This is a genomic window from Variovorax sp. YR752, from assembly GCF_943372545.1.
The window spans coordinates 34,070-60,044 of record NZ_CALRZC010000022.1 but is presented as its reverse complement, the minus strand read 5'-3'; the positions used below and the strand labels follow the sequence as shown (position 1 = coordinate 60,044).

The window sequence follows — 25,975 nt, the reverse complement described above, 5'->3', positions numbered from 1 at the left end:
TGACCACGGTGCTGCTGATCGTGCACGCGGCGCGCCGCGGCGCAGACGAGCCGGCCGCGCGGCGCTGGATCCTCGCCGGCCTCGTGCTCTCGCTGGTCGGCGACGTGGCGCTGCTGTGGCCGAAGCAAGGTTTCCTGCCGGGGCTGATCGCCTTCCTGTTCGCGCACCTGGCCTACATCGTGGCGTTCCACGGGCGGGTGCGATTCGCGGCGCGCTGGCAGCCGTTCGCCACCTATGCGCTGATCGCTTCGCTCGTGCTCGCCGTGCTCTGGCCGGGTGTGCCGGCGACGTTGCGCCTGCCGGTGCTTCTCTACGTGGTGTGCCTCGCATCGATGGCCGCGCAGGCGGCGGTGGTCTGGCTGGCGCTGCGCGGCACGGCTGGCGAGCGCCTCGCCTGGTCCGGTGCGATCGGCGGCGCGCTGTTCCTGCTCTCCGACGCATTGCTGGCGGTGAACAGGTTCGCCGCACCGCTGCCCGCAGCCTCGCTGCTGGTGCTTGGCAGCTACTGGGCGGCGCAGTGGTGCATCGCAGGCTCGCTGCGTGAGCGGGCACCGGCAGCTACATGCCTTTGAAGAGGCCCGTGAAGCTGCGCGAGACCTCCAGCTTCTCCGGGTGACCCTTGACGCTGACCAGCTGGCGGCCGCGCAGGTCGCGGCTGACGCCGGCGATCGCCTTGACGTTGACCAGTGTGGAACGGTGGATCTGCCAGAACAGATCGGCGTCCAGTTCCTCGAGCAGCTCCTTGATCGGCTTGCGGATCAGTGCCTCCAGCGAGGCGGTCTGCACGCGCGTGTACTTCTCGTCGGAGATGAAGAACAGCACGTCGTCGACGGGGATCATCTGGATGCTCTGGCCGACGGTCGCCTGGATCCACTTCAGCTTCGGCGCGCCCGCCGGGTTCATGTGCGAGCTCAGCTTCTGCAGCAACTGCTGCATGCCGCCGAGCGCCGGGCCCTCGCCGCTGCCGCGCTGCGCGATGCGGCGGCCGATGCGCTCGGCGGTGCGCGCCAGTCGCTCGCGCTCGGCCGGCTTGAGCACGTAGTCGGCCGCGCCCTGCTCGAAGGCCTCGACCGCGTACTCGTCGTAGGCGGTGATGAAGACGATCTCGCAGCCGCTCCAGCCGTCGTCGACTTCGTCACCGATCGGCAATTGCGCGATCGCGCGCGCTGCCTCAACGCCGGTCATGCCGGGCATGCGGATGTCGAGGAAGACGATGTCGGGGTGGTGCTGCTCGACGAGCTGCACGGCCTCGGTGCCGTTCTTCGCCTCGGCGACGATCTGCAGCTCCGGCCAGGCCTCGGCCAGGCGGGCACGCAGTTGCTCGCGCATCAGGCGCTCGTCGTCGGCAATGACCGCCTTCAGGCCGCTGGTGCTGTTCATGCGGCCATCGTAGCGTCGTCGCCGGCCTGTGCCACGTAGGGCACGGTGATCGTCACACGCGTGCCGCCGGGCGGGTTCTCGGCCACCGTCAGCGTCGCCTTGCGGCCGTAGAGCAGCTGCAGCCGCTCGCGGATGTTGTTCAGGCCGATGCCGGTGCCGGCCGTCGCCGCCTTGCCGAAGCCGACGCCGGTGTCGGCCACCGTCACGGCCAGCTTGCCGTGCACGATCTCGGCCTTCACCGACAGCAGCCCGCCTTCCGGCTTGGGCTCCAGGCCGTGCTTGATCGCGTTCTCGACCAGGCTCTGGATCATCATCGGCGGGAACGCGGCCGAGCGCAGGCCCTCGGGCACGTCGATCTGCGTGACCAGCCGGTCCTCCATGCGCACCTTGAGGATCTCCAGGTAGGGCGTGATCACCGCCATCTCGCGGCCGAGGTCGCGCACGCCGCTGCCGGCGCCGTTGGCCTCGCGCATCGTCGGCATGCTGGCGCGCAGCAGCGCGATCAGGTGCTTCTGCATCACCGAGGCGCGCTTCGGGTCGGTCTCGATCAGGTGGTCGATCGAGGCCAGCGTGTTGAACAGGAAGTGCGGCTCGATCTGCGCCTGCATCGCCGCCATGCGCGCCTCGACCACCTGGCGCTTGAGCGACTCGGCCTCGGCGGTCTCGGTGGCCTGTGCGGCCTTGACCTCGGCCTGCATGCGGCCCTTGTAGGTGATCTTCAGGATCATCGACATCGCGATCCACAGGAACGCGATCTCCGGCAGCGACTCGCCCAGGCTGGTGTGGCGCACACGCATGGCCGGCCCGATGCGCACCACGCCGTCAGCCTGCTGCTGGGCCTCCGCCGCGGCCTCCTTGGCCTCCTCGGCCGCCTCTTCGGCGGCCTGGCGTGCCTCGTCGATGGCTTCCTTGATCTGATCGCGCGCCTCGCGCACGGCTTCGCGCACCGCCTCGTTGTCGGCTCCCGCCGGAACCTTGATCTCGATGCCTTCGCGGCCGATGTCGAACAGCGGTGCCGACGCCGGCGCCGACGCAGCGCCCGCGGGAGCGGCCGCGCCGCGGCGGATGCGGATGCCGTCCTCGTTGATGCTGATCTCGACCTCGCCCTTGGGCGCACTCGCCCCCGGCGCGGAGGGTTCGACCTTCACCACCGGCTTCTTCTTCTCCGGCACCACTTCCCAGGTCTGCCATTTCAGGTTGAACGGCGGGAGGTTCTGCAGGATGCCGGTGGAGATCAGCAGCAGCAGCGAGAGCAGCAGGAACCGCTTCCAGCTGATGCCGACCAGCCAGCTGCCGTAGGCGTGGTAGCCGCGCATGACGGCGCTCGTGAATGGCGACCACCACCCGGAGGGCGCATGCCGCGCGGCGGGGGGCACCGGTGGTACCGGGGGCACTGGCGGCACCGGCGGAATGGGGGGCACGGGCGGGGGCGTCATCGGAGGTCTTCAGCGGATGGCCGCCACTGTACGGGCGCGGCCGGTCCGCTGCGAGCACGATGCGACGGCCTGTCGGCGCGGGCCGACAGGCTGCAGAGTCGGCCGACGGGCCGGCCGGGGCGCTCTAGAGGAAGCCGAGCGTGCGCGCGCTGCCGAAGTTGGCCAGGTTGGGCAGCACCGTGTCGAGCTGGCCGGCGTCCGCGCCGAACCAGGACAGCAGCGTTGCCGCGTACTGGTCGACCGAACTGGTCGGGATCCAGCGGCCCTGCAGCTCCCAGCTGTCGACGCCGACGTCGTCGGGGCCGCCGAGCACCAGCGTCGGGTAGGTGCCGTAGGTGAGCCCCCCCTTCACTGCGCCACCGATGACCAGATGGTTGTTGCCCCAGGCGTGGTCGGTGCCGCTGCTGTTGTTGGGCGTGAAGGTGCGGCCGAAGTCGCTCTGCGTGAACGCAGTCACCGCGTCGGACAGGGCCAGCCCCTTCATCGCCGCGTAGAAGCAGCCGAGCGCGTCGCCCACTTCCTTGAGCAGCGTGGCGTGGGTGCCGGTGATCGCACTGCCGCCGATCTGGTTGCCGTGGGTGTCGAAGCCGCCGAGCTGCGCGAAGAAGATCTGCCGGTTGCCCTGCACGGTGGCGTTGCCGGCGATCAGCTTGGCGATCTGGTAGAGCTGGCGCGGCAGGCCGTCGGCGACGTTGCCGTCGGTGATCAGCGGCGCGAATGCGTTGTCGATCGCCGCGACCGAGCCGGCCTCGCCGGGCGTGACCTTGATCAGCGCCGCCAGGCGGTCGGAGACGGCAAAGGCGTCACGCTGCATGCCGGCGTAGACCTCGGCGAGATCGTTGTTCTGCGCCTCGTCGTAGATGCCGCGCAGCGCTGCGGCGCGTGCCACCAGCGGCGCGTAGCTCAGCCGCCAGCTGTCGGTGCCGAGTTCGTAGGCGCCGAAGGTCGCGCCCGGGTCGGGCAGCACCAGCGGTGCCGACAGCGACGACAGCCCGAAGCGCCCGTTGCCGCCCACCGAGATCACCGGGTTGGTCGTACCAAGCACCTCGGCGGCGCGGCCACCCCAGCCGGTGCGCGTCAGCGAGTCGGTGCTGCTGCTCTCCCACAGCAGTTGCTGGTCGCTGTGCGAGAACAGGCTGTCGGGCACCAGGTCGGAGCTGTCCGGTGCGGCGCGGAACTGCGTCTTGGTGATCGGCTGGTACAGCGGGCCGACGTTGAACACCGGCGCGAGCCGCCCCTCGCTCCAGGCCGCGGTCAGGCCCGACAGCGAGGGGTGCAGCCCGTAGCCGCTGCTGCCCAGGCCGAGCAGGCTGCCCTGCGGGATCGCGAGCGCGCCGCGCACCGCGCTGTACTGGCCATAGCGGGTGGCGTCGGTCGGCACGATGGTGTTCAGGCCGTCGTTGCCGCCGTACAGGAAGATGCAGACCAGTGCCTTGTAGTCGGCGGCGCGGGCCGGCGTGGCCGGCAGCAGCAGATTGCCGAGCGCGCCCGCACCGGCGGTGGTGCCGAGCAGGCCGGCGGCCTTGAGCCAGTTGCGGCGAGTGATCGTCATGGCGCGTTCCTTCATCGCTGCACCTGGAAGGCCGGAGTGGCGAACACGAGGTAGGCGGCCTGCTTGACCCGTTCGCGCTGCCAGTTGTCGTTGTTCGCCGAGGTGAATGCCTCGACGGCCGTGATGATGCGGGTGCGCGTGCCGCTGGGCAGCGCTGCGCCGGTGGCCAGCACCGACAGCCGGTCGACCAGACGGGCGGCGTCGGCCGCATCGGCCTCGAAGGGCGTGGTGTCGACCGCGGTGCCGAAGGCGCCGGGCACCGAGGTCGACGCCGTCGAGCCGCCCCAGTAGAGCAGGTAGGTCAGGAAGTTCAGCCGCTCCAGCGCCGAGTTGGCGTTGTGGATGCCGAACTGCGGGCCGACCATCGTCGCCTTGCCCGGCACTGGGTAGTCGGGCGGGTAGAAGTTGAACACCGAGGGTGGCCGGAACACATGCTGGCGCAGCGTCTCGCCCCACCACCAGGCCAGCGCCTCGCCGTCGCTGCGGCCGTTGAGCGCGCGCAGCACGCCGGTGAACATCAGCGTCGGCTCGCGCAGCTTGCCGGCGGTGCGCGCCGGCGTCGCGGCGCGGGCCTCGCTGTCGAGCAGGATGGCCGCCACCGTGGCGGCCAGGTCGCCGCGCTGCCCGGTGCCGAAGCTGCGGCCCTCGGCGCTGTACGTTCCGGCGATGAAGGCCGCGGCCACACGCTGCACGTAGGCCGGGCTCGGGTTGCTCGAGACCAGATGCTGGATCAGCTGCTTGCTGATGAACGGCGCGGTGTTCGGGTGCTGCATCACGCTGTCGAGCACCAGTTCCAGCGCGCTGGCCGGTGTGCTGCCGGCCGGCTTGCTGCGGCCGCTGAGCAGCGGGCGCACGTTGGCGTCGTGGTAGCTCGCCACCGGCACCATGTCGCCACCGTAGTAGCGGCAGTTGGTGCCGCTCGGCCAGCAGCCATAGGGCGTCGCGCCGCCGGCCGGGTAGGTCCAGCCGGTCAGCGCGTAGGCATAGTTGCGCACCGTCTCGTTGTTGTAGGTCGGCGCGCAGGCGCCGCCCTTGATCGTGCCGTCGGCATTGAGCTCGCAGGTGCCGATCGAGAACAGCTGCAGCAATTCGCGCGCATAGTTCTCGTTCGGCGCTGCCTTGTCGTTGTTGGCGTTGTTGAGGAAGTCGCCCATCACCGGCGACAGCGTGACCTTCTTCAGCACCTGCCGGTAGTTGCCGAAGGCGTTGTCCAGCAGCGTGTTGTGGTAGTTGCGCAGCCCGTAGGTGCCCTCGACGTCGAGGTTGTTGATGACGACGATCTGCTGCAGCGCGAAGGCCACGCGCTGGCGAAGCTGGTCGCTGTTCTGCGTGGCGTTGCGGTAGAAGTCCCACACCAGCGGCTGGCTGGAATACCAGTCGCGCCAGCAGGTCGGCCCCGTGTAGGCGCTCTGGTCGCAGAAGCCGGTGTTGCTGGTGTTCTTGTGGATCGCATCGCCGTTGCCGGCGCTGTAGCGCGAGGCGGAGGCACTCATCTGTGCCGCGATCCAGGGCGCGCGGCCCTGGGCGCGGATGTCGGCGATCAGCGTCTCGGTGGCGCCGAAGCTGGCCTGATCGGCGAGGCGATAGGCGTCCTTGGCGGTGACGGGGGCGGGAGCCGGAGCAGGTGCCGGCGCGGGGGCAGGTGCCGGTGCCGGTGCCGGTGCCGGCGAAGGCGCAGGTGACGGGGCCGGTGACGGTGCTGGCGACGGCGCAGGCGCTGGTGCCGGTGAGGGCGCTGGTGCCGGAGATGGCGCAGGTGACGGGGCGGGTGAAGGTGCGGGCGTTCCTCCGGTGGGCGGCGCGGATGTCTCCGACCCGCCACCGCAGGCCCCGAGCATCGCTGCCGAGCCCACGACTGCAAACAGCGAGCGCAACGCCCTCGCCGAATCGACTGCCTTGCGCATACCGCTCCCTTTGCCGTCATCACGCGGCATGAAGCGTCGACGATGCCCGACGCCGCCCCCCAGGCAGTGACCAAACGTCACGCCAAGGTGCCGGAACGGGCCGGCCCGCTGCAGCTTGTCACCACTGCGCGCGGCACGGGCGGCGCAACAACGGCTTCAGCCGCCGCGGCGGGCCGCCGTCGACGCGGCGCGGGCGTTCAGCGCATTCGGGAAGTACAGGGCCGTCAGGCTCGGCGTGTGCACCGGCACGAAGGCCTCGCGCTGTGGCGTGTCGCCGGCGAAGCGCCGCCAGTCGCGCAGCCAGTGGATGGCGTCGCAGGTCTCGAGCAGTCCGAGCGTCTCGCGGTCGCCGACCAGGATGCCCTGCACGCGCAGGCCGAGTTCCTGCCGCGCATCCTCCAGATGCTGCAGCGTGGCCGGCGTGCAGCCGAACTCGCCGTCGCTGACGATCAGCAGGTCGGCGCTGCGCCAGTGCGACTCGCGCACGCGCTGCACGGCGCGTTCGATCGGCGCCTGAACGTCGGTGCCGCCGTCGAAGCTCTGCCCGAGCAGCTCGAGCAGCGCATCGATGCCCTCGTGCGGGCGCTCGGCCGGGCACAGGTCGCGCTCGATGATCTCGTCCGGGCCGCCGAAGGCGATCAGCAGGCAGCCGCGCTTCTCGCGCTGTGCGCTGCGCAGTGCCTCCAGCACGACCGCCTTGGCGATGTTCTCCGGCGCGCCGCGCATCGAGCCCGAGGTGTCGACGGCCAGGATGATCGGCCCGCGCTCCAGCCGCTCGGGCTGCGGCGTCGCGTGGCGGCGGGCACGGCCGCGCGGGTCGGGCACCGGCTCGATCAGCACCGCCTCGCTCTGGTAGGTGAGCAGCCGGCTCTCCGCCAGCCGGGCGCGCCACAGCTTGTGCAGCACCGGGTGGCGCATCTGCACCGCCTCGCTGCCGAGCATGCGCTCGATGCGGTCGGAGTGGCGGATGCCCATCAGCTCGCCGGGCGCGTCGGGCAGGCGGGTCTCGCGTACGACCAGCGGCAGCGGCGCGTCCTGCAGCGCCGGCTGCGGCGAACGCGCCGGTGGCCGCTGCGGATGATGGTGGGCGCGGCCGAGCGCGCGGATCAGATCGGCCAGCGGCTGCAGGTGCGCCAGCATGGCGCCGATGCGCTGCGCCTCGCGCCACTCGCGCGAGGTCAGCCGGCCACGCAACTCGTCCCAGCGCAGGTGGGCGAGGTCCCCCAGCCCCTGCATCAGCGCGAGCGCTTCCTCCCAGCCGCTCTTCTCGAGGGTCCATTCGGCGCGGAAGTCCTCGGCGCATTGGCGGATGGCAGCCTCGCGGCTCAGCCTCGGCTGCGCATCGACGACGCGGTCGAGGTGCCACAGCATCGTGCGCAGCACCTGCTGGGCCAGCGCCGGCACGCCGCGGGCCAGTGTGGGCAGGTCGAGTTCGCCGATCACCGTGCGCAGCGGCATCACCGCGACGGCATCGCCGAAGTCGTGGCCGGCGTCGGGCAGCGCACCGGCATCCAGCGCCGCCAGCCAGGCGTGCAGGTCGGCCAGCCGCTGGCCGCAGTCGCCGCAGGCGGTCACCAGGCCGGGCAGCCACAGCTCGCGCGGCAGCGCTCCCAGGCGGTCGTAGGGGGCGTCGAGTCCGTTCACGGCCGTCGATCGACCCACTTCAGGCGCCGATGGCGATCGGCTCGGGTTCGACCTGCGGCAGCGCTTCGTCCAGCGGCATCGCGGCGAAGCCCTCGCGCACGGCGGCCAGGCGGGTGTGCAGCGACTCGAGCAGGGCGATGGTGTGCTGCAGGTTGCCGCGCAGCGTGGCGGCCAGCGAGGGCGGCAGCCACAGGCGCCCGTCCAGCGCATGCTGCAGCGCGGCGGCGCGCTCGCGCAGCGCGCCCAGCGGTTCGGTTGCGCGCTGCATCACCGCGTCGACCTGCGCCAGCCGCGCCGCCACGTGCACCGGGCTCCAGCGGCGGCGCATCGCGTCCTCCAGCGCCGAGGAGACGACCCGCAGCATGCCGCTTTCGCCCGCGCCGCCGATCGCACGGGCCAGCGCGAGCTTGCCGGCGCTGTCGTCGCCGCCCTCGGCGGGCATGGACAGCTCGATCTCCAGCTGCTTCTCGAACGCCTCGACGGCGCGCGTCAGCCACGGTGCGTCCTGCGGCGCGGCCCGCGCGATCTCGGCGACGAACCACTCCTGCAGGGCCGGAACCTGCGCCGGCTGCGCTGCCAGCACATAGGGCACCAGCCAGAGGTCGAAGCGGTCGACGGCATCGCGGCCTTCGGTCAGCGCCGCGCTGCGCAGCAGCCCGACGAGCTGGCGCCAGCGGCGGTCGGAGACGGTGATGCCCTGCGACTGCACGAAGGCGCGCAGCGCGGCGAGCGCGTCGATCACAGCCGCAGGCAGCGCAACGCCGTCGCGCTGCGCGATCACCTCGCGCAGCGTCTGGCCGTCGATCGGCGCGGCCGGGGTGGCGGGCCCGGCGGGCGGCGGGCCCAGCGCCAGCAGCGCGCCGAAGGCGGCGTCGCTGACGCCGGCCACCGGCACGCGCACCAGGAAGCGGTCGTGGAAGGCCATCAGCGCCTCCTCGGCCGGCACTTCGTTGGTGGCGCCGACGACGCTGATCAGCGGCGTGTGCAAACGCGCGCTGCCGTTGTCGAACTCGCGCTCGTTGAGCAGGGTCAGCAGCGCATTGAGGATCGCCGAGTTGGCCTTGAACACCTCGTCCAGGAAGGCGATGCTGGCGGTCGGCAGGTAGCCGTCGATCAGGCGCTCGTAGCGGTCGTGCTCGAGCGCCTTCAGCGACAGCGGGCCGAACAGTTCTTCAGGGGTCGAGAAGCGCGTCAGCAGCCGCTCGAAGTAGCGTGCGCCGGCGAAGGCGCCGTGCAGACGCCGCGCCAGTTCGCTCTTGGCGGTGCCCGGCGGGCCGATCAGCAGCACGTGTTCGCCGGCCAGCGCGGCCAGCAGGGCCAGCCGCACGGCGGTGTCGCGCTCCAGCAGGCCGGCTTCGAGCCGGGCCACCAGGGCGGCCAGGCGCGAGCGGTCGGGCAGGGCAGCATCCATGCGCGCATTCTGGCGCGGTTCGCGGGTGCCGCGGCTTCAGCGCGGTCAAGCTCAGGTGTCGGCCTCGTTGCGTGCCTGCCAGAGATCGACCAGCATCATCACGACACCGATCAGCACGACGGCCACCAGCGCGACTTCCTTGATCTTGATGACGATGCTGCCGACGAACAGGATCATCAGCAACGCACCGATCAGTCCGAATACCAGCTTCATCGCCGTCTCCAGTGAATTGAGGGTGTGGTCATGCGCAGGCTTGCTGCACCGCTCGGGTCAGCCAGCGTGCCGTGCGCAGCAGCCGCGCGTCGTCGCCGAGCCGGCCGACGAGCTGCACGCCGATCGGCAGGCCGTTGGCACCGTGCAGCAGCGGCAGGCTGATGCAGGGCAGCCCGAGGAAGGTCCACAAGGTGCACATGATCGGGTCGCCGGTGGCCTCCAGCCCCTCGGGCGCGGTCCCCAGCGCCGCCGGAGTCACGATGGCGTCGAAGCTGTCGAACACCGTGTCGAAGGCCTCGTTGAGCACCGGCACGCGCGCGATCGCGCGGCGATAGTCGACCGCCGTGACCTGGCGGCCGCGTTCGATCTGGGCGCGCAGTGAGGCCGAGAGCTGCTCGCGGCCACGCTCGTACTCGGCCGCGAACGAGCCGGCGAGGTCGGCCTCCATGACCAGCTTGTGCCAGCCGATGGCATCGGCCGCGCTGGCCGGCAGCTCGAACGGCGCGATGCGGCCTTCAAGCAGCGATCGAAGCTCCTCGAAGGCGGCACGCGCGTCCGGCGCCATGCGCTCCCAGAACGGCGTGGCCACCCAGGCCAGGGTGGGCGGCAGGGCCGGGTCGCTGCTGGCGGTGCGCAGCAGCGGCGGCGTGGCGCGCAGCCGCGTCGCCGGGTCGGCCACGTCATGGCCGGCCAGCACCTGCGCGAGCAGCGCTACGTCTTCGACCTGGCGGCCGAACACGCCGATCGCGTCCAGCGGCGGCGACTGCGTCAGCACGCCGCTGCGCGGGATCAGCCCGGCGCTCGGCTTGAATCCGATGACACCGCAGAACGACGCCGGCCGCAGCACCGAGCCGTTGGTCTGCGTGCCGATTGCCAGCGGCACCATGCCGGCGGCAACGGCGGCGGCCGAACCACTGGACGAACCGCCCGGCGTGTGCCTCGGGTCGTGCGGATTGCGTGTCTTGCCGGGCGCATAGGTGGCGAGCTCGGTGGTCACCGTCTTGCCCATCAGCAGCGCGCCGGCGGCGCGCAGCGCGCGCACCACGTAGGCATCGTCGTGCGGCTGGCGCCCGGCGTGCAGCACCGTGCCGTTCTCGGTGGGCAGGTCGGCCGTGTCGATGATGTCCTTCACCCCCACGGGGATGCCGAACAGCGCAGCGTCCGGCTCGCCCAGTGCGTGCCGCTCGTCGGCGCCTTCGGCCTGTGCCAGCACGTGGGCCCGGTCCAGGTGCGCCCAGGCCTGCACCTGCGGGTCGACCTGTTCGATGCGCTGCAGCAGCGCCTGTGCGTAGTCGGTGGCCGAGAACTCGCCGGCCGCCATGCGGCCGGTGGCCTCGACGGCGCTCATGGCGACCAGAGCGGCGGGATCGATCGTCATGGTTCAGCGGCTGTACAGGACGCCCGGCAGCCAGGTCACCAGCTGCGGGAAGATGTACATCAGGGCCATCGCAACGAACACCATCGAGACGAACGGCAGGCAGCCCTTGAAGATGGTCACCAGCTGCACGTGCGCTGGCGCCACGCCCTTCAGGTAGTAGGCCGACATCGCCATCGGTGGCGTGAGGAACGAGGTCTGCAGGTTCAGCGCGACGAGGATGCCGAAGAAGATCGGGTCGACGCCGAAGTGCTCCAGCAGCGGCAGGAAGATCGGCACGAAGATGATGATGATCTCGCTCCACTCCAGCGGCCAGCCGAGCACGAAGATGATCACCTGGGTCAGCAGCAGGAAGGTCACCGTGTTCAGGTCCAGGCCCAGCACGAACTCCTTCACCAGCGCCTCGCCGCCGAGGTAGCTGAAGATCGACGAGAAGGTCCAGGAGCCGATGAACAGGTAGCACACCATCGCCGAGGTGCGCGCTGTGAGGTAGACCGCCTCGCGCAGCTTGCCCCACGACATGGCGCGGTAGGCGATCGCCAGGATCACCGAACCCAGCGCGCCGATCGCCGCGGCTTCGCTCGGCGTGGCCAGCCCGAACAGGATGGCGCCGAGCACCGACATGATCAGCGTGGCCAGCGGCACGAAGGCCTTGAACAGCAGCACGACCACCTGGAAGAAGCCCATGCGCGACTCGTCGTCGGGCAGGCGCGGCATCAGGTTCGAGTTCAGCAGCGCGCGCACCACCACGTAGACCATGTACAGGCCGGCGAGCAGGAAGCCCGGGATCAGCGCGGCGGCGTACAGCTTGACCACCGACACGCCCGCCGTGGCGCCATAGACGATCAGCATGATCGACGGCGGGATCAGGATGCCCAGCGTGCCGCCGGCGCAGATCACCCCCGCGGAAATGCCCTGGTCGTAGCGTGCCTTGAGCATCGCCGGGAAGGCGAGCAGGCCCATCAAGGTGACCACCGCGCCGACGATGCCGGTGGCGGTGGCGAACAGCGCGCAGGTGACCAGCGCGGCGATCGCCATCGCGCCGGGCACGCGCCGGAATGCCACCTGCAGGCTGAGGAACAGCTTGTCGAGGATGTTCGAGCGCTCGATCATGTAGCCCATGAACAGGAACAGCGGGATGGCGACGAGGATGTCGCTGTTCATCACGCTGAAGGTGTTCTGCGTGAACAGGTAGAAGACGCGGTTGTCGAAGAAGGTCTGGTCGGGCTGCCAGTAGGCGTAGAAGCCGAAGGCCACGCCCATCGCCATCAGCGTGAAGGCGATCGGGAAGCCCAGCATGATGATGAAGATGAACAGGCCCAGCATCAGCAGGGCGAGCTGGGGATTGCTCATGACTTCGCTCCAGCGGTGTCGGTCGGCGTGGCGTGGCTCTGGATCAGCTGGCTTTCCAGCTCCTCGACGTCATGCAGCCGCGGCGGCCAGGCGCCCTCCCTCAGGCACAGCAGGCAGCGCAGCACCTCGGCGATACCCTGCAGCGTCAGCAGCACGCCGGCGGCCGGGATCAGCATCTTCAGCGGCCACACCGGCACACCGGCCGGGCTGTTCACGCTGACCTCGCGGATGGCGAACGATTCGTGCCCGTAGCCCCAGCCGGCGATGACCAGCGCCAGCACGCCGGGAAAGTAGAAGATGAAGTACAGCACCAGCTCGACGGTGGCCTGGGTGCGCGGGCGCCAGCGCCGCGAGAACACGTCGGCGCGCACATGGCCGCCGCGGGACAGCGTGTAGGCGCCGGCCATCAGGAACATCGCACCGTACAGGATATAGCTGAGGTCGTAGGCCCAGCTGGTCGGGTCGCGCAGCACGTAGCGCACGAACACCTCGTAGCTGACGCCCAGGGTCAGGATGACGATGCACCAGGCGAACGCATGGCCTACCGACTTGTTCAGCAGGTCGATCGTGCGAATGACACCGCGGATCATGGGAACTCCTCACGAAGAAGGGAGGCTCGACGGCCTCCCTTCGTGGAACCGGGGTGAGCCGCCCATCGCGGCTCCCCGAAGCAGGGTCAGGACAGACCCGGGATCTTGCCGTGGATGTGCTCGTAGCCGAGCTGGTAGTCGGCCTCGTTGAGGAACATGTACTTGGCCACGCGCTTGGACCAGGCGCGCTGGCTGTCGACCACCTTCTTGAAGAACGGATCCTCGTCGGACAGGCGCTTGGTGACCGTGTCCCAGGCCTTGAGCTGCTCGGCGAAGATCGACTTCGGCGTGCGGATCACGTTGACCTTGTCCTTGTTGATCAGCTCGTCGAGGTCCTTCGAGTAGTTGTCCATCGCCGTCCACCAGTTGGACGAGGACGCCGCCTCGGCGGCGTAGCGAAGGATGGCCTGCAGATCCTTGGGCAGCGAGTCGTGCTTCTTCTTGTTGAAGGCGATCTCGAAGAACTCCATCGCCTGGTGGAAGCTGCCCATCATGTAGTTCTTGGCCACGTCCTGGGCGCCGAAGCGGCGGTCCGAGGTCGGGTTGTTGAACTCGAAGGCCTCGATGACGCCGCGGTCCATCGCCGGCACGATCTCGCCGCCCGGCAGCTGCGTGACCTTGACGCCCATTTCCTGCATCAGGTCGGCGGCCAGGCCGACGGTGCGGTACTTCAGGCCCTTCAGGTCCGCCGCGCTGGCCAGCGGCTTCTTGAACCAGCCCAGCGGCTGGGTCGGCATCGGCATCGCGAAGTAGCCGACCACGTCGAGGTTGATCTTCTTGAGCAGCTCGTTGTAGAGGTCCAGGCCGCCGCCGCGGTAGATCCACGCCAGCGTCTGCGGAGCATCGCAGCCGTTGATCGGGCCGGAGCCGAACAGCGACGCGACCTTGCTCTTGCCGTACCAGTAGACCGGCACGCTGTGGCAGGCATCGAGCACGCCCTTGCTGGTGGCGTCCATCACCTCGAACGGCTTGACGACTGCGCCGCCCACGAGGTAGTCGATGCGAAGGCGCCCGCCGGACATCTCGTTGACACGCTTGACGTACTCCTCGGCCATCTCGTTGAAGATGTCCTTGGCGCCCCAGGCGCCCTGCATCTTCAGCACCACCGGCGACTGGGCAACAGCCACCATCGGCGCCGTCAGGGCCGCAGCGCCGGCCACGCCGGCCGCCGCCGATCCCAGGAAGCGGCGACGGGACGGGGGCGTGGCGGTCGGCGCCGGCGTGTTCGTCGCGTGAGAGGTCTTGTCGGTCATCCTTGTCTCCATGTCGTAGGGTGGACGGGTGCGCGCCGTGCTGGCCGCGCGCGTCGTTCGGCTATGCGCGTTCGCGCACCGCACATCGACGGCTCATGCTGCAACCATACCGATCGGGCCCCGGAACGGTTCCGGGGGTAACCCGACATGTGGGTTCTACGTACCCGGTGATGGGTGGTGAGCGCGGCGCCGTGCACGCAGCGCCACGCGTGCCGCGGCGAGGCGCTCCAACCTGCCAGTCAAAGCTGTTTGAACTGGAATGGCGTGCCGGAAGCCCGGCGAGGCACGACCGGCCCCGCGGTTACCATCCGGGCCATGGCGACTCGCGATGCACGGCTACCCCTGGTGGCGATCCTGCGCGGCCTGGAGCCCGAACGCGCCGCCGATGTCGCGAGCGCACTGTTCGATGCCGGCTTTCGCATCGTCGAGGTGCCGCTGAACCGGCCCGGCGCGCTGCAGGGCATCGCCACGATCGCGCGCAACGCGCCGGCCGATGCGCTGGTCGGCGGCGGCACGATGCTGACGCCGGCCGATGTCGACGCGGTGCACGCCGCCGGTGGCCGCCTGATGGTCTCGCCGAACTTCGATGCCGCCGTGATCGCGCGCGCGCGCCAGCTCGGCCTGTTCGTGGCGCCCGGCGTGGCCACGCCGACCGAGGCCTTCGCGGCGCTGGCCGCCGGTGCGAATGTGCTGAAGCTGTTTCCGGCCGAGGTGATCGGCACGGCGGGGCTGAAGGCGATGGCCTCGGTGCTGCCGGCGGGCACCGGGCTGTGGCCGGTCGGCGGCATCACGCCAGCGAGCCTGGCCGGGTGGGTGAAGGCCGGCGCCAGCGGCTTCGGCATCGGCAGCCAGCTCTTCAAGCCGGGCATGGCGATTACAGAGATCGCTGCCGTCGCGCGCGAGTTCGTCGCGGCCTGGCAGGCCGCGCGTTGACGACGGTCTATTGATCGGCGATCGCCTCGACCTGCACCAGCAGGCGCACGCGGTTGGCCACCAGCGGCAGGCCGAAGCTCATGCCGAAGTCGCTGCGCTGCAGCTCGGCCTCGAAGTCGCCGCCGCACCAGGGGCGTTTGAGGATCGGGTGCGTGCCGCAGGAGAAGCGCTGCGCGCGCAGCGCCAGTGGGCGGTTGATGCCGCGCAGCGTGATCTCGCCGCGCACTTCCTGCAGCCTGTCGCCGTCGAACACGAAACGCTCGGCGACGAAGAAGGCTTCGGGCTGGGCCTCGCTGTCGAACAGGTCGGCCTGGCGCAGCCGGCTGTCGAGCACCGGCAGCCCGGTGCTGACGATCTTCGTCGGCACGCGCAGCGACACGCTGCCGTGGCGAGCGCTCGCATCCAGCGTCGCGTAGCCCTCGAGCGGGCCGAAGCGGCCGCGCAGCGTCGCGGTGCCGAAGTGCATGACCTCGAAGTGCACGAAGCTGTGCGTCGGGTCGAAGCGGTAGCCCACGGGCTGGGCGGTGGCGGTCGCCGCCGCGGCCACGCTGAGGGCGAGAACGATTCGGCGCTTCATTGATGTCATTGTGGGTGCGCGGCCGCCCGGCGATGTGAGAATTCGCGACCGGCATCCCGTCGCACGATGCGTACCCCCACCGACACCCGCGCCACAGGTGCCACCGACACCGGTGACCCGGACTGGGGCGATCTCGAGCGCCGCGTCGAGCGTGCGCAGATCGGGCTGCTGTTCGAACGCACGCGCATCTCCAACCTGCTGGGCGTGCCGATCGGCCTGCTGCTGTGCAGCCTGCTGTGGAACGTGGTGGCGCACACGACGCTGCTGGCCTGGCTGGCGCTGAAGCTGCTCGTCTGCGCCGCCCGCGTCGTGATCGCCTGGCGCCACGCGCGCAGCGGGCTCGCGGGCGAGCCGCGCTGGGGGCGCCTGTACGAGGGGGCCGTCGCCATCGACGGCGTCGTCTATGGCCTGATCGGAACGTGGCTGCTGCCGCTGCAGTCGCCCGAGGCCGCGGCACTGATGATCGCGACGGTGATCGGCATCGCGGCGGTCGGGCTGATCGTGCTGTCGTCGCGGTTCGTGGCCTGCATGGCGTTCTGCGTGCCGGTGCTGGCGCCGCCGATCGTCTACCAGCTGACGCTGGGCACGCGGCTGTCGTTCTACGCGGCCACTGCGATGGCGATCTTCCTCGGCCTGATCGTCTCCGAGGGGCGGCGCGCCGCGCGGGCCACGCGCACGATGCTGCGCCTGCGCTTCGAGACGGCCATCCTCGCGGCGCAGCGCCAGCAGGCGCTGGACCTGGCCGAGCGGCACAGCGCCGCCAAGGGCCAGTTCCTCGCCACCATGAGCCACGAGATGCGCACGCCGCTGCACGGCATGCTCAGCCTGGCCGCACTGGCGCGAGAGGGGGCGCCGCAGGCCGAGCGCTACCTCGGCATGCTCGAGAGCACCGGCCGGCACCTGCTCGGGCTGATCAACGACGTGCTCGACTACTCGAAGATCGAGAGCGGCCATCTGACGCTGGCGCCAGCGCCGTTCGACCTGGCTGAACTGGTGTCCGGGGTGGCCGAGCTGACGCATGTGTCGGCGGCAGAGAAAGGCCTGAGCTTCACGTCGACCTACACGCTGGCGCGGCCCTGCTGGGTCCGCGGCGACGCGGCGCGGCTGCGCCAGGTGCTGCTGAATCTGACCGGCAATGCGGTCAAGTTCACCGCGCAGGGGCACATCGAACTGTGCGTGCGTGGCGACGGCGCCGCCGCCGGCCCGATCGTGTTCGACCTGATCGACAGCGGCGAGGGGGTTCCGCCCGACGAGCGCGAGCGCATCTTCGAGCCCTTTCGCCAGGGCGACGGATCGTTCGGCCGCAAGCACGGGGGCACCGGGCTCGGGCTGGCCATCTCGCGCGAGCTGGCGCGTGCGATGGGTGGCGAGCTGACGTGCCACGACCACCCGACCGGCGCCGGCGCGCGCTTCGTGCTGCGGGTGCCTCTGCCGCCCAGCGAGCCGGCCTCGCCCGCGCCGCCGCCGGCCGTGGGCGAGCGGCTGCGCGGCGAGGTGCTGCTGGTCGAGGACAACCCGGTCAACGCGCTGGTCGCCGAGGCCATCCTCACACGCGCCGGGCTGGTGGTGCACACCGTCGACGACGGCGCGCAGGCCGTGGCGCGCCTGGCCGAACGCCGCTACGACCTGGTGCTGATGGACTGCCAGATGCCAGGCATGGACGGCTTCGAGGCCACCCGCCGCATTCGTGCCCGCGAGCAGCACAGTGGCCAGGCACCGCAGCGCATCGTCGCGCTCACCGCCAATGCGCTGGAGGGCGATCGGCAACGCAGCCTCGAGGCCGGCATGGATGACCACCTCGCCAAGCCCTTCGGCGAGACCGAGCTCGCCGAGTTGCTGCAGCGCCACCTCGGCGACCGTTGAGGGCGGCGCAGCGGGCCGAGCGCCGGGCCGCTCCCAAGCCGGCCCGCGCGCCCCCTCGGGGGCGGGCCGACGTAGCCGTCGGCCGGGGGCTGACGTTTACTGCTTGACCGCCTCGATCTGGATCAGCAGGCGGATGTTGTCCGGGATGCCCGGCAGGCCGTAGGTGATGCCGTACTGGCTGCGCACCAGCGTGGTCTCGAAGTCGCCGCCGCAGACCTCGCGCTTGAGCATCGGGTTCTGGTAGCAGTTGAAGTTGCTGGCCTTCAGCACGACCGGGTTGGTCTTGCCGGACATCGTCAGCGTGCCGGCGACTTCCGTCACCTTGTCGCCGTTGAAGGCGAACTTGTCGGCGACGAACTTGGCGGTGGGGTTGTTGGCAGCGTCGAAGAAATCCTTGCTCTTCAGGTGGCCGTCCAGCGGGCCGACGCCGGTGCTCACCGACGTCAGGTCGATGGTGATCTCGGCCTTGCCGCTCTTGCCCGCGCGATCGAACTGGACCGTGCCTTCCTTGCGGTCGAAGCGGCCGCGCAGCGTCGAGGTGCCGAAGTGCGTGGCCTCGAAATTCACGAAGGTGTGCGTCGGGTCGATGGCGTAGGTCGCGCTCTGCGCCTGGGCGAAGCCGGCGGCGGCCAGCAGGGCGGTGGCGAGCAGGGTCTTGGTCATGGGAAAGCCTCTCCTGAGGGTGTTGAAGGGGAAATGAATGCGGGAGCTCAGAGCGCGCCGACGCCGGTCAGCGCCAGCTTGAACTTGACCTGCACGTCGTTGGCGACCATCGAGGTGTCCTTCCAGTCGCCGTCGCCGATGCGGAAGTCCAGCCGCTTGATGACGAAGGCGCCGGTGGCAGTGGTGGTGCCGCCGGCCTGGGCGAGCGCGACCGGCACGATCACGTTCTGCGTCGCGCCCTTGATCGTCAGCTTGCCGGCGACCTCGTACTTGCCGGCGCCGGCGGCCTTCACCGCGCTGCTCTGGAAGGTGGCCTGCGGAAACTTCTTGGTGTCGAACCAGTCCGGCTTGACCACCTCGGCCTCGGTTTCGGCGGCGCCGAGCGACACGCTCGCCAGGTCGATGGTGAAGCCGATGTTCGCCGCCTCGGGCTTCTTCGGGTCGAAGGCGACCTTGGCGTCGAACTTGCGGAACTTGCCGTCCACCGGCACGCCCATCTGCTTGCTGGTGAAGGCGATCTCGCTGCCGGCGGAGACCACTTGCTGGGCACAGGCCGGCGCGGCGAACGTGGCGAGGACGGCGAGCGTGCTGATGGCGAGGTAGGTTTTCATGAAGGTGGCGTGGGAGTCAGGCGCGGCCGGGACGCATGCGGTCGAGCAGGCCGTCGCGGTCGACGAAGTGGTGCTTGAAGGCCGCCGCCACATGGCCGAGCACCAGCGCGGCCATCGTGTAGGCGAGGATCTTGTGAAGAGGCTTGATCGCCTCGGCGAGTTCCTTGTCCGGTGAGACGAAGTCGGGCAGCGGGATCACGCCGAAGACGACGATCGGAAAGCCGGCCGCCGAGCTGTAGGCCCAGCCGGCCAGCGGCACAGCGAAGAACAGCCCATACAGCGCGAGGTGCACGGCGTGCGAGGTCTTGCGCTGCCAGCCCGGCATCGGCACGTCGGCGGGCGGGCGGTGCGTCAGGCGCCACAGCAGGCGGATCGCCGACAGCGTCAGGATCACGATGCCGGCCCACTTGTGCCAGTTGTAGAGCTTCAGGCGCTGCGGCGACATCGGCAGCTCGGTCATGTACAGGCCGACCACGAAGGAACCGAGAATGGCCAGCGCCAGCAGCCAATGCAGGGCGATCGCGGTGCCGGTGTAGCGCTTGGAGGATGTGGTCATGGCCGGGCGTTCGGTGAAGCCGAAGGTCCGCACTGTAGGCGGCGACCATTCAAATTGGCTTCACGTCGCTTGACGTGACCGTTCAAAAGAACTGCCGGTTCCCTCGCCGGGAACCGGCTTTGTGAGGCGATGTGTCGAGCCGGGGCTCAGCCCGCGCGCCACTGCGCCATCAGCGTCGCCCATTTGGCCCGCGCCGCCGCCAGGTGGCGGGCCTTGACGTGGCCGTAGCCGCGGATCTCCTCGGGGATGCGGGCGATCTCCACCGCCGCCGGCAGCCGCGCCGCATTCAGGCCGCGCAGCAGTTCCTCGATGCAGGTGCGGTACTCGCCGATCAGCGCGCGTTCGGTCCTGCGCTCCTCGGTGCGGCCGAAGGGGTCGAGCGCGCCGCCGCGCAGGCCCTTGAACTTCGCCAGCAGGCCGAAGGCCGTGCGCATCCACGGGCCGAAGGGCTGCTTGACCAGCTCGCCCTTGTCGTTCGTCTTCGCCAGCATCGGCGGGGCTAGGTGGTGGACCAGCTTGATGTCGCCCTCGAACATGTCGGCGATCTTCTTCGTGAAGGCGGCGTCGGTGTGCAGGCGGGCGACCTCGTACTCGTCCTTGTAGGCCATCAGCTTGAACAGGTAGCGGGCCACCGCTTCGCTCAGCTTCGTGCTCGCCAGCGGCGCTTCGGCGGCGCGGACCTTGTCGACGAAGGCCTTGTACTGTGCCGCGTAGGCGCCGTCCTGGTAGCCGGTGAGGAAGTCGACCCGCTTGGCCACCACCTCGTCGAGCGAGGGCTTCCTGACGAACTCGATCACCGCCGCGGCCTGGTACAGCGCCTGCACCGAGGCCAGGTCGTGCGCGCAGCGCCGGCCCCATTCGAAGGCCGCCTTGTTGTTGTCGACCTGCACACCGTTGAGCTCGAAGGCGCGCATCAGCGCGGCGTGCCTCAGCGGCACGCGGCCCTTCTGCCAGGCGTAGCCGAGCAGCAGCGGGTTGGTGTAGATCGAGTCGCCGACCAACTGCACCGAGGCCTGCTCGGCGTCGAAGGCGCCGACCATCGCGGTGCCCACCGCGGTGGCCACGGCCGCCTCGCAATTGCCGCCGGGGAACTGCCAGTCCGGGTTGCGCACGAAGGCCGCGGTCGGCGTGCCGTGGGTGTTCAGCGCGACGAAGGTGCGGCCCTCGCGCATCACGCTCATCGTGTATTTGCTGGCCGCCACGATGGCGTCGCAGGCGATCACCAGGTCGGCCTTGGCGGTGTCGACCTTGGTCGTGAAGATGGCATCGGGCCGGTTGGCGATCTGGATGTGGCTCCAGGTCGCGCCGCCCTTCTGCGCCAGGCCGCCAGCGTCCTGGGTGACCACGCCGCGGCCTTCCAGATGGGCCGCCACGCCGAGCAGTTGCCCGATGGTGATGACGCCGGTGCCGCCGACACCGCCGACCACGATGCCCCAGGCAGTTTCCGCCAGCGGCAGGCTCGGCTCGGGCAGCGGCGGCAGGGCCGACAGGTCGCCCTTCTTCTGCTTCTGAGCCTTCTTCAGCGTGCCGCCCTCGACCGTGACGAAGCTCGGGCAGAAGCCCTTCACGCAGGAGTAGTCCTTGTTGCAGGTGTTCTGGTTGATGCGGCGCTTGCGGCCGAACTCGGTCTCGACCGGCTCGACGCTCAGGCAGTTGCTCTGCACCGAGCAGTCGCCGCAGCCCTCGCAGACCAGTTCGTTGATGACCACGGTCTTGGCAGGCGTGGCCAGCTTGCCGCGCTTGCGGCGGCGGCGCTTCTCGGTGGCGCAGGTCTGGTCGTAGATCAGCGCGGTGCAGCCGGGGATCTCGCGGAACTGGCGCTGGATGGTGTCGAGCTCGTCGCGGTGGTGCACCGTGACGCCGGCTTCGAGCGTGACGCCGGAATACTTCTCCGGCTCGTCGGTGACGATCACCAGCTTCTTCACGCCCTCGGCGATCAGGCTCTTCTGGATCTGCAGCACCGAGTGGCCCTCGGGGCGTTCACCGACCTGCTGGCCGCCGGTCATCGCGACGGCGTCGTTGTAGAGCACCTTGTAGGTGATATTCACGCCGGCGGCGATGCTCTGGCGGATGGCGAGCAGGCCGCTGTGGAAGTAGGTGCCGTCGCCGAGGTTGGCGAACACATGCGTGTCGGTCGTGAACGGCGCCTGGCCGACCCAGGCCACACCTTCGCCGCCCATCTGGCTGAAGGTGCTGGTGCTGCGGTCCATCCAGATCGACATGAAGTGGCAGCCGATGCCGGCCAGCGCGCGCGAGCCTTCCGGCACGCGGGTGCTGGTGTTGTGCGGGCAGCCGCTGCAGAACCAGGGCGCACGTTCGCCGGTGTCGGACTTCATCGTCAGCATCGCGCGCTCGCGCTGCGCGAGCACGTCCAGCCGCTGGTCCATGCGCGCGGCAACCTCGCTGCCGTCCGGCGCAAAGCCGAGCTTCTTCAGCCGCTTGGCGATCGCCTTGGCGATGATCGCCGGCGTCAGGTCGGCCTTGGCGCGCAGCAGCCAGTTCTCGCTCGGGTTGGGCATGGCCCATTCGCCGCCGGAGAAGTCGCCCTCCGGCTCGTCGAACTTGCCCAGCACGTTCGGGCGCACGTCGGGGCGCCAGTTGTAGAGCTCTTCCTTGATCTGGTATTCGATGACCTGGCGCTTCTCCTCGACGACCAGGATCTCCTGCAGCCCCTGCGCGAACTCGCGCGTGATGGTCGCGTCCAGCGGCCACACCACGTTGACCTTGTGCAGGCGAATGCCGAGGCGCCGGCAGGTGCTGTCGTCCAGGCCGAGATCGGCCAGCGCCTGGCGGGTGTCGTTGTAGGCCTTGCCGCTGGCGATGATGCCGAAGCGGTCGTTCGGGCCCTCGACCACGTTGTAGTTCAGCCTGTTGGCGCGCACGTAGGCCAGCGCGGCGTACCACTTGTGGTCGAACAGCCGGGCCTCCTGCTCGAGCGCGGCGTCGGGCCAGCGGATGTGCAGGCCGCCCGGCGGCATGGTGAAGTCCTCGGGCAGCACGATCTTCACGCGGTCGGGGTCGACGCTCACCGACGCCGACGATTCCACCACCTCCTGGATCGTCTTCATGCCCGACCAGACGCCGGCGTAGCGGCTCATCGCGAAGGCGTGCAGGCCCATGTCGAGGATGTCCTGCACGCTGGACGGGAAGAACACCGGCAGGCCGCAGGCCTTGAAGATGTGGTCGCTCTGGTGCGCGGCGGTCGAGCTCTTGGCCACGTGGTCGTCGCCGGCGATGGCGATCACGCCGCCGTGCTTGGCGGTGCCGGCCATGTTGGCGTGCTTGAAGACGTCGGAGCAGCGGTCCACGCCCGGGCCCTTGCCGTACCAGATGCCGAACACGCCGTCGTACTTCTTCGATTGCGGATACAGGTCGAGCTGCTGCGTGCCCCACACCGCGGTGGCGCCGAGTTCCTCGTTGACGCCGGGCTGGAAGACGACGTGGTGGGCGTCGAGGTGCTTCTTCGCCGCCATCAGTGCCTGGTCGTAGCCGCCCAGCGGGCTGCCGCGGTAGCCGCTGACGAAGCCACCGGTGTTCAGCCCCGCGGCCAGGTCGCGCTGGCGCTGCAGCATCGGCAGGCGCACCAGCGCCTGCACGCCGCTCATGAAGGCACGGCCATGGTCGAGGTTGTACTTGTCGTCGAGCGAGGCGCTTTCCAGTGCCTTGCGGATCGCCTCGGGAAGGGGTGCGTTCATGGCCAGCTCCGTGTTGGGGCGAGCACGAGTGTAGAGATTCGGGGGCTGCAGGTGCTTTCTTTCGTTGCCCTGATAAGGCCTGATTGGGAAAGACTCTTGCTCGAATAGCTCGTATGAAGTCAGAATCACGCTCGATATGGCCACTTCAGGGAAAACCCCAGAGGCGACCGCCGAGGCCATCGAGCCGCACGGCGCGCAGCTCGACCGCTACGACATAGCGATCCTGCGCGCGCTGCAGCAAGACGCACGCCTGTCGAACGCCGAACTGGCCTCGCGCATCGGCCTGTCCGCTGCGCCGACCTGGCGGCGCGTGCGCTGGCTGGAGGAGCAGGGATTCATCATCGGCTACCGCGCCGAGATCGACCGGCGCAAGATCGGCCTGGGCGTGCTGGCCTTCGTGCGCATCGACGCCGACCGCAACAACGCCGCCGCCACGCGCGTGCTGGAGGAGGCGATCCGCCGCATTCCCGAGGTGATCGCCTGCCACTACATCAGCGGCTCGGGCACCTTCGAGCTGCAGGTGATGGCCACCGACCTCGACGCCTTCTCGCGCTTCGCGCTCGACGTGCTGCTCAACCTGCCGCACGTGAAGGACATCCACACCAGCTTCTCGCTCGGCGAGGTGAAGTCCGGCGGCGCGCTGCCGCTGGGCCACCTGCGCGGCGCGGCGGAGGTGGTGCGATGAATCACCGCATGGAGTCACTGGTCGACTGGCTGCTCGGCGACGACCCGCGCCAGCGTGTGCGCGCGGCACGCTGCGGCCTGGCCTGCGGCCTGATGCTGTACAGCGCTGCCGGCATGACCTACCTCGTGCTGATGGGCATGGCGCCGCCGTGGCCGGTGGCGGCACTGGTCGTGGTCGGACTCGGCGGCATGGCCGGCTTCTACGCGGCGATCCGCAGCGGCGCCAACCTGCGCTGCGCCGACCCCTCGCTGACCGTGCCGCAGATGGCCTTCGCGCTGGCCATCGGCGCCGTCGCCTACATGCTGGCCGGGCGCGGCCGCGGCGCGGTGTTCCCGATCATGATGGTGATCCTGATGTTCGGCCTGTACTCGCTGACGCCGCGCCAGGTGCGCCGGCTCAGTCTGCTGGCGCTGCTGCTGTTCGGCAGCGCAATGGCGCTGATGGTGCAACTCTCGCCGGCCATCTACCGCCCCGAGGTCGAGTTCGCGCACTTCCTGGTCATCGCGATCATGCTGCCGGCGGTGTCCATGCTTGCCGGCCAGCTCAGCCGGCTGCGCGACCGGCTGCGAAGCCAGAAGGCCGAGCTGCAGGACGCGCTGGCGCGCATCCAGGAGCTGGCCCACCGCGACGAGCTGACCGGCCTGGCGAACCGCCGCCACATGGCCGCGCTGATCGAGGCCGAGCGCGAGCGCTGCGAACGCCTCGGCGGCCGCCTCTGCCTGGCGGTGCTCGACATCGACCGCTTCAAGCGCATCAACGACACCCACGGTCACCCGACCGGCGACCGCGTGCTCGGCGCCTTCGCGAAGGAAGCGCAGGCGGCGCTGCGCAGCACCGACGTGCTGGCGCGCTGGGGCGGCGAGGAGTTCATGCTGCTGATGCCCGACACGCCGATCACGGCCGCCCGGCTCAGCGTCGAGCGGCTGCGCACGCGGGTGGAAGCGATGCGGATCGAGCATGGCGCTGGCCGCGACAACGCGCCGCTGGCCTTCACGCTGTCCGCCGGCGTCGTCGAGCTGCAGCGCGGCGAGCGGCCGGTGGAGGCGATCGCCCGCGCCGACCGTGCGCTCTACCAGGCCAAGCAGCAGGGGCGCAACAAGGTGGTGTCGGGCTGAGCGCGGCGCGAAGTGCCTCAAGGCTCGCCGCGACCGGCCGATACCTGACGGCATGAGCGGCTCCGTCTCCTCGATCAACGACCTTCTGCTCGGCCCGGCCGGGCATCGGCGCGTGCGCGTGTCCCAGGTTCTGGTGGCCCTGGTGGTCTACGTGCTGTTCGCGATCGTGCAACAGGCCGAGGTCGAACTGGGGCTGATCGATGCGCAGGCCTCGAACCTGCTGACGCTGTTCAACCTGGCCGGCACCTTCGGCTTCTACCTGTTGGTCCGCTCGGGCATGAGCGAGGCGCTGGCCGACCCGGCGATGACCGTGCCGCAGATGGTCTGGGGCGTGCTCTCGATGGTCGGCTCCTACGCCATCACCGGCCCGGCGCGCGGCGCGGTGATGACGCTGCTGGTGCTGATCCTGGTGTTCGGCATGTTCGCGCTGCGGCCGGCGCATGCGCGCAGCCTGGTGCTGCTCGCCTTCGTGCTGCTCAGCGCCGTGATGTTGTGGAAGAGCCGCGTCGATCCGCAGCGCTACCCGCCGCTGATCGAGGCGGTGCACTTCGCCTTCGCGGTGATCGTGCTGGCCGGCGTCGGCGTGCTGTCGCTGCGCATGGGCGCGCTGCGTGCGCGGCTCAAGCAGCAGAAGGACGAACTCGCCGAGGCGCTGGCGCAGATCCGCCTGCTGGCCACGCAGGACGAACTGACCGGGCTGTTCAACCGCCGCCACATGACGAGCCTGATCCGCGATGCGCAGGCCCGCGCACAGCGCAGCGGCGAGCCGCTCAGCCTGGTGCTGATGGACCTGGACCACTTCAAGCGCATCAACGACGGCCATGGCCACCATGCCGGCGACGCCGTGCTCAGGGGCTTCGCCGAGGCCGGGCGCACGGCGCTGCGCAGCACCGACGTGCTGGCGCGCTGGGGTGGCGAGGAGTTCCTGCTGATGCTCGAAGGCACTGCGCCCGAGCAGGCGGCGATGGTGGTCGAGCGCATCCGCGCACAGCTGGCCCGGGCCTCGTTCGAGACGGTGGCGCCGGGGCTGGCGGTGACCTTCTCTGCCGGCCTCGTCGCGTTCGCCCCCGACCAGACGCTGGAGCAGGTGGTCGAGCAGGCCGACCAGGCCATGTACCGCGCCAAGACCGGTGGGCGCAACCGCACGGTGATGGCCTGAGCCGCGC

At 70.0% G+C, this 25,975-nt stretch carries 22 protein-coding genes; 6 read left to right on the top strand and 16 right to left on the bottom strand.

What is annotated here, in order from left to right; translation table 11 throughout:
- A partial coding sequence (locus AAG801_RS07920; RefSeq protein ID WP_341887901.1) for a lysoplasmalogenase occupies positions 1 to 572 on the top strand: 572 nt, incomplete at its 5' end.
- Here AAG801_RS07920 and AAG801_RS07915 read toward each other — a convergent pair.
- The 11 genes from AAG801_RS07915 to AAG801_RS07865 form a co-directional block, all read right to left on the bottom strand.
- Complete coding sequence (locus AAG801_RS07915; RefSeq protein ID WP_341887900.1) at positions 559 to 1,380, bottom strand: LytTR family DNA-binding domain-containing protein; 822 nt, start codon at positions 1,378 to 1,380, stop codon at positions 559 to 561. The genes AAG801_RS07920 and AAG801_RS07915 overlap by 14 nt on opposite strands.
- Positions 1,377 to 2,696: a histidine kinase gene (locus tag AAG801_RS07910; RefSeq protein ID WP_341887899.1), complete on the bottom strand. Its 1,320-nt coding sequence runs from the start codon at positions 2,694 to 2,696 to the stop codon at positions 1,377 to 1,379. Before AAG801_RS07910 ends, AAG801_RS07915 begins: the two co-directional genes overlap by 4 nt.
- Positions 2,697 to 2,940: 244 nt before the next feature.
- On the bottom strand, positions 2,941 to 4,368 hold the full coding sequence (locus tag AAG801_RS07905) for a DUF1501 domain-containing protein (protein WP_341887898.1): 1,428 nt from the start codon (positions 4,366 to 4,368) through the stop codon (positions 2,941 to 2,943).
- A gap of 11 nt (positions 4,369 to 4,379) precedes the next feature.
- Positions 4,380 to 6,206, bottom strand: a complete 1,827-nt coding sequence (locus tag AAG801_RS07900) for a DUF1800 domain-containing protein (RefSeq protein WP_341887904.1) — start codon at positions 6,204 to 6,206, stop codon at positions 4,380 to 4,382.
- Positions 6,207 to 6,428: 222 nt separating this feature from the next.
- Positions 6,429 to 7,916 carry a VWA domain-containing protein gene (locus AAG801_RS07895; protein ID WP_341887897.1) on the bottom strand — a complete coding sequence of 496 codons (1,488 nt, stop codon included), beginning with the start codon at positions 7,914 to 7,916 and terminating at the stop codon, positions 6,429 to 6,431.
- Between the two features lie 19 nt (positions 7,917 to 7,935).
- The gene (locus AAG801_RS07890) at positions 7,936 to 9,327 is read right to left on the bottom strand and encodes an AAA family ATPase (RefSeq protein WP_341887896.1); all 1,392 of its coding nucleotides are present in this window, start codon (positions 9,325 to 9,327) and stop codon (positions 7,936 to 7,938) included.
- A 51-nt stretch (positions 9,328 to 9,378) separates the two neighbouring features.
- Positions 9,379 to 9,540, bottom strand: coding sequence for a hypothetical protein (locus AAG801_RS07885; protein WP_341887895.1), 162 nt, complete (start codon positions 9,538 to 9,540; stop codon positions 9,379 to 9,381).
- A 28-nt stretch (positions 9,541 to 9,568) separates the two neighbouring features.
- Positions 9,569 to 10,918 carry an amidase gene (locus tag AAG801_RS07880; protein ID WP_341887894.1) on the bottom strand — a complete coding sequence of 450 codons (1,350 nt, stop codon included), beginning with the start codon at positions 10,916 to 10,918 and terminating at the stop codon, positions 9,569 to 9,571.
- A 3-nt stretch (positions 10,919 to 10,921) separates the two neighbouring features.
- Positions 10,922 to 12,268, bottom strand: a complete 1,347-nt coding sequence (locus AAG801_RS07875) for a TRAP transporter large permease subunit (protein WP_341887893.1) — start codon at positions 12,266 to 12,268, stop codon at positions 10,922 to 10,924.
- A complete protein-coding gene (locus AAG801_RS07870) occupies positions 12,265 to 12,858 on the bottom strand; it encodes a TRAP transporter small permease subunit (protein ID WP_341887892.1) in 594 nt (197 codons plus the stop codon). Before AAG801_RS07870 ends, AAG801_RS07875 begins: the two co-directional genes overlap by 4 nt.
- An 86-nt stretch (positions 12,859 to 12,944) precedes the next feature.
- Positions 12,945 to 14,111, bottom strand: a complete 1,167-nt coding sequence (locus AAG801_RS07865) for a TRAP transporter substrate-binding protein (protein WP_341887891.1) — start codon at positions 14,109 to 14,111, stop codon at positions 12,945 to 12,947.
- Positions 14,112 to 14,426: 315 nt separating this feature from the next.
- Here AAG801_RS07865 and AAG801_RS07860 point away from each other — a divergent pair, with 315 nt between their 5' ends.
- Entirely contained in the window at positions 14,427 to 15,044 is a 618-nt protein-coding gene (locus AAG801_RS07860) for a 2-dehydro-3-deoxy-6-phosphogalactonate aldolase (RefSeq protein ID WP_341887890.1), read from the top strand.
- Positions 15,045 to 15,051: 7 nt separating this feature from the next.
- Here AAG801_RS07860 and AAG801_RS07855 read toward each other — a convergent pair whose 3' ends face one another.
- Positions 15,052 to 15,621 (bottom strand): YceI family protein, encoded by a 570-nt coding sequence (locus AAG801_RS07855; RefSeq protein ID WP_341887889.1) that lies wholly within the window; start codon positions 15,619 to 15,621, stop codon positions 15,052 to 15,054.
- A 66-nt stretch (positions 15,622 to 15,687) separates the two neighbouring features.
- Between AAG801_RS07855 and AAG801_RS07850 the strand changes: the two genes are divergently transcribed.
- Entirely contained in the window at positions 15,688 to 17,484 is a 1,797-nt protein-coding gene (locus AAG801_RS07850) for a response regulator (protein ID WP_341887888.1), read from the top strand.
- A gap of 96 nt (positions 17,485 to 17,580) precedes the next feature.
- Here AAG801_RS07850 and AAG801_RS07845 read toward each other — a convergent pair whose 3' ends face one another.
- From AAG801_RS07845 to AAG801_RS07830, 4 genes are all read right to left on the bottom strand, one after another.
- Positions 17,581 to 18,147, bottom strand: coding sequence for a YceI family protein (locus tag AAG801_RS07845; protein WP_341887887.1), 567 nt, complete (start codon positions 18,145 to 18,147; stop codon positions 17,581 to 17,583).
- Positions 18,148 to 18,194: 47 nt separating this feature from the next.
- The gene (locus tag AAG801_RS07840; RefSeq protein WP_341887886.1) at positions 18,195 to 18,758 is read right to left on the bottom strand and encodes a YceI family protein; all 564 of its coding nucleotides are present in this window, start codon (positions 18,756 to 18,758) and stop codon (positions 18,195 to 18,197) included.
- A gap of 16 nt (positions 18,759 to 18,774) precedes the next feature.
- Positions 18,775 to 19,314, bottom strand: coding sequence for a cytochrome b (locus AAG801_RS07835; RefSeq protein ID WP_341887885.1), 540 nt, complete (start codon positions 19,312 to 19,314; stop codon positions 18,775 to 18,777).
- Between the two features lie 146 nt (positions 19,315 to 19,460).
- Positions 19,461 to 23,009 carry an indolepyruvate ferredoxin oxidoreductase family protein gene (locus AAG801_RS07830; protein ID WP_341887884.1) on the bottom strand — a complete coding sequence of 1,183 codons (3,549 nt, stop codon included), beginning with the start codon at positions 23,007 to 23,009 and terminating at the stop codon, positions 19,461 to 19,463.
- Positions 23,010 to 23,145: 136 nt separating this feature from the next.
- Between AAG801_RS07830 and AAG801_RS07825 the strand changes: the two genes are divergently transcribed.
- The 3 genes from AAG801_RS07825 to AAG801_RS07815 are packed head-to-tail and all read left to right on the top strand — an operon-like array spanning position 23,146 to position 25,968.
- Positions 23,146 to 23,694, top strand: coding sequence for an Lrp/AsnC family transcriptional regulator (locus AAG801_RS07825; protein WP_341887883.1), 549 nt, complete (start codon positions 23,146 to 23,148; stop codon positions 23,692 to 23,694).
- A complete protein-coding gene (locus AAG801_RS07820) occupies positions 23,691 to 24,809 on the top strand; it encodes a diguanylate cyclase (protein ID WP_341887882.1) in 1,119 nt (372 codons plus the stop codon). The genes AAG801_RS07825 and AAG801_RS07820 overlap by 4 nt, the downstream gene beginning before the upstream one ends.
- A gap of 52 nt (positions 24,810 to 24,861) precedes the next feature.
- Positions 24,862 to 25,968 (top strand): GGDEF domain-containing protein, encoded by a 1,107-nt coding sequence (locus AAG801_RS07815; RefSeq protein WP_341887881.1) that lies wholly within the window; start codon positions 24,862 to 24,864, stop codon positions 25,966 to 25,968.
- The last annotated feature ends 7 nt before the right edge of the window (positions 25,969 to 25,975 follow it).

Excerpts from the sequence above, each read along its gene's own strand:
- AAG801_RS07915 (WP_341887900.1), bottom strand. The coding sequence starts at position 1,380 with ATGAACAGCACCAGCGGCCTGAAGGCGGTCATTGCCGACGACGAGCGC.
- AAG801_RS07910 (WP_341887899.1), bottom strand. The coding sequence starts at position 2,696 with ATGCGCGGCTACCACGCCTACGGCAGCTGGCTGGTCGGCATCAGCTGG.
- AAG801_RS07905 (WP_341887898.1), bottom strand. The coding sequence starts at position 4,368 with ATGACGATCACTCGCCGCAACTGGCTCAAGGCCGCCGGCCTGCTCGGC.
- AAG801_RS07900 (WP_341887904.1), bottom strand. The coding sequence starts at position 6,206 with ATGCTCGGGGCCTGCGGTGGCGGGTCGGAGACATCCGCGCCGCCCACC.
- AAG801_RS07890 (WP_341887896.1), bottom strand. The coding sequence starts at position 9,327 with ATGGATGCTGCCCTGCCCGACCGCTCGCGCCTGGCCGCCCTGGTGGCC.
- AAG801_RS07885 (WP_341887895.1), bottom strand. The coding sequence starts at position 9,540 with ATGAAGCTGGTATTCGGACTGATCGGTGCGTTGCTGATGATCCTGTTC.
- AAG801_RS07880 (WP_341887894.1), bottom strand. The coding sequence starts at position 10,918 with ATGACGATCGATCCCGCCGCTCTGGTCGCCATGAGCGCCGTCGAGGCC.
- AAG801_RS07875 (WP_341887893.1), bottom strand. The coding sequence starts at position 12,268 with ATGAGCAATCCCCAGCTCGCCCTGCTGATGCTGGGCCTGTTCATCTTC.
- AAG801_RS07870 (WP_341887892.1), bottom strand. The coding sequence starts at position 12,858 with ATGATCCGCGGTGTCATTCGCACGATCGACCTGCTGAACAAGTCGGTA.
- AAG801_RS07865 (WP_341887891.1), bottom strand. The coding sequence starts at position 14,111 with ATGACCGACAAGACCTCTCACGCGACGAACACGCCGGCGCCGACCGCC.
- AAG801_RS07860 (WP_341887890.1), top strand. The coding sequence starts at position 14,427 with ATGGCGACTCGCGATGCACGGCTACCCCTGGTGGCGATCCTGCGCGGC.
- AAG801_RS07855 (WP_341887889.1), bottom strand. The coding sequence starts at position 15,621 with ATGAAGCGCCGAATCGTTCTCGCCCTCAGCGTGGCCGCGGCGGCGACC.
- AAG801_RS07850 (WP_341887888.1), top strand. The coding sequence starts at position 15,688 with ATGCGTACCCCCACCGACACCCGCGCCACAGGTGCCACCGACACCGGT.
- AAG801_RS07845 (WP_341887887.1), bottom strand. The coding sequence starts at position 18,147 with ATGACCAAGACCCTGCTCGCCACCGCCCTGCTGGCCGCCGCCGGCTTC.
- AAG801_RS07840 (WP_341887886.1), bottom strand. The coding sequence starts at position 18,758 with ATGAAAACCTACCTCGCCATCAGCACGCTCGCCGTCCTCGCCACGTTC.
- AAG801_RS07835 (WP_341887885.1), bottom strand. The coding sequence starts at position 19,314 with ATGACCACATCCTCCAAGCGCTACACCGGCACCGCGATCGCCCTGCAT.
- AAG801_RS07830 (WP_341887884.1), bottom strand. The coding sequence starts at position 23,009 with ATGAACGCACCCCTTCCCGAGGCGATCCGCAAGGCACTGGAAAGCGCC.
- AAG801_RS07825 (WP_341887883.1), top strand. The coding sequence starts at position 23,146 with ATGGCCACTTCAGGGAAAACCCCAGAGGCGACCGCCGAGGCCATCGAG.
- AAG801_RS07820 (WP_341887882.1), top strand. The coding sequence starts at position 23,691 with ATGAATCACCGCATGGAGTCACTGGTCGACTGGCTGCTCGGCGACGAC.
- AAG801_RS07815 (WP_341887881.1), top strand. The coding sequence starts at position 24,862 with ATGAGCGGCTCCGTCTCCTCGATCAACGACCTTCTGCTCGGCCCGGCC.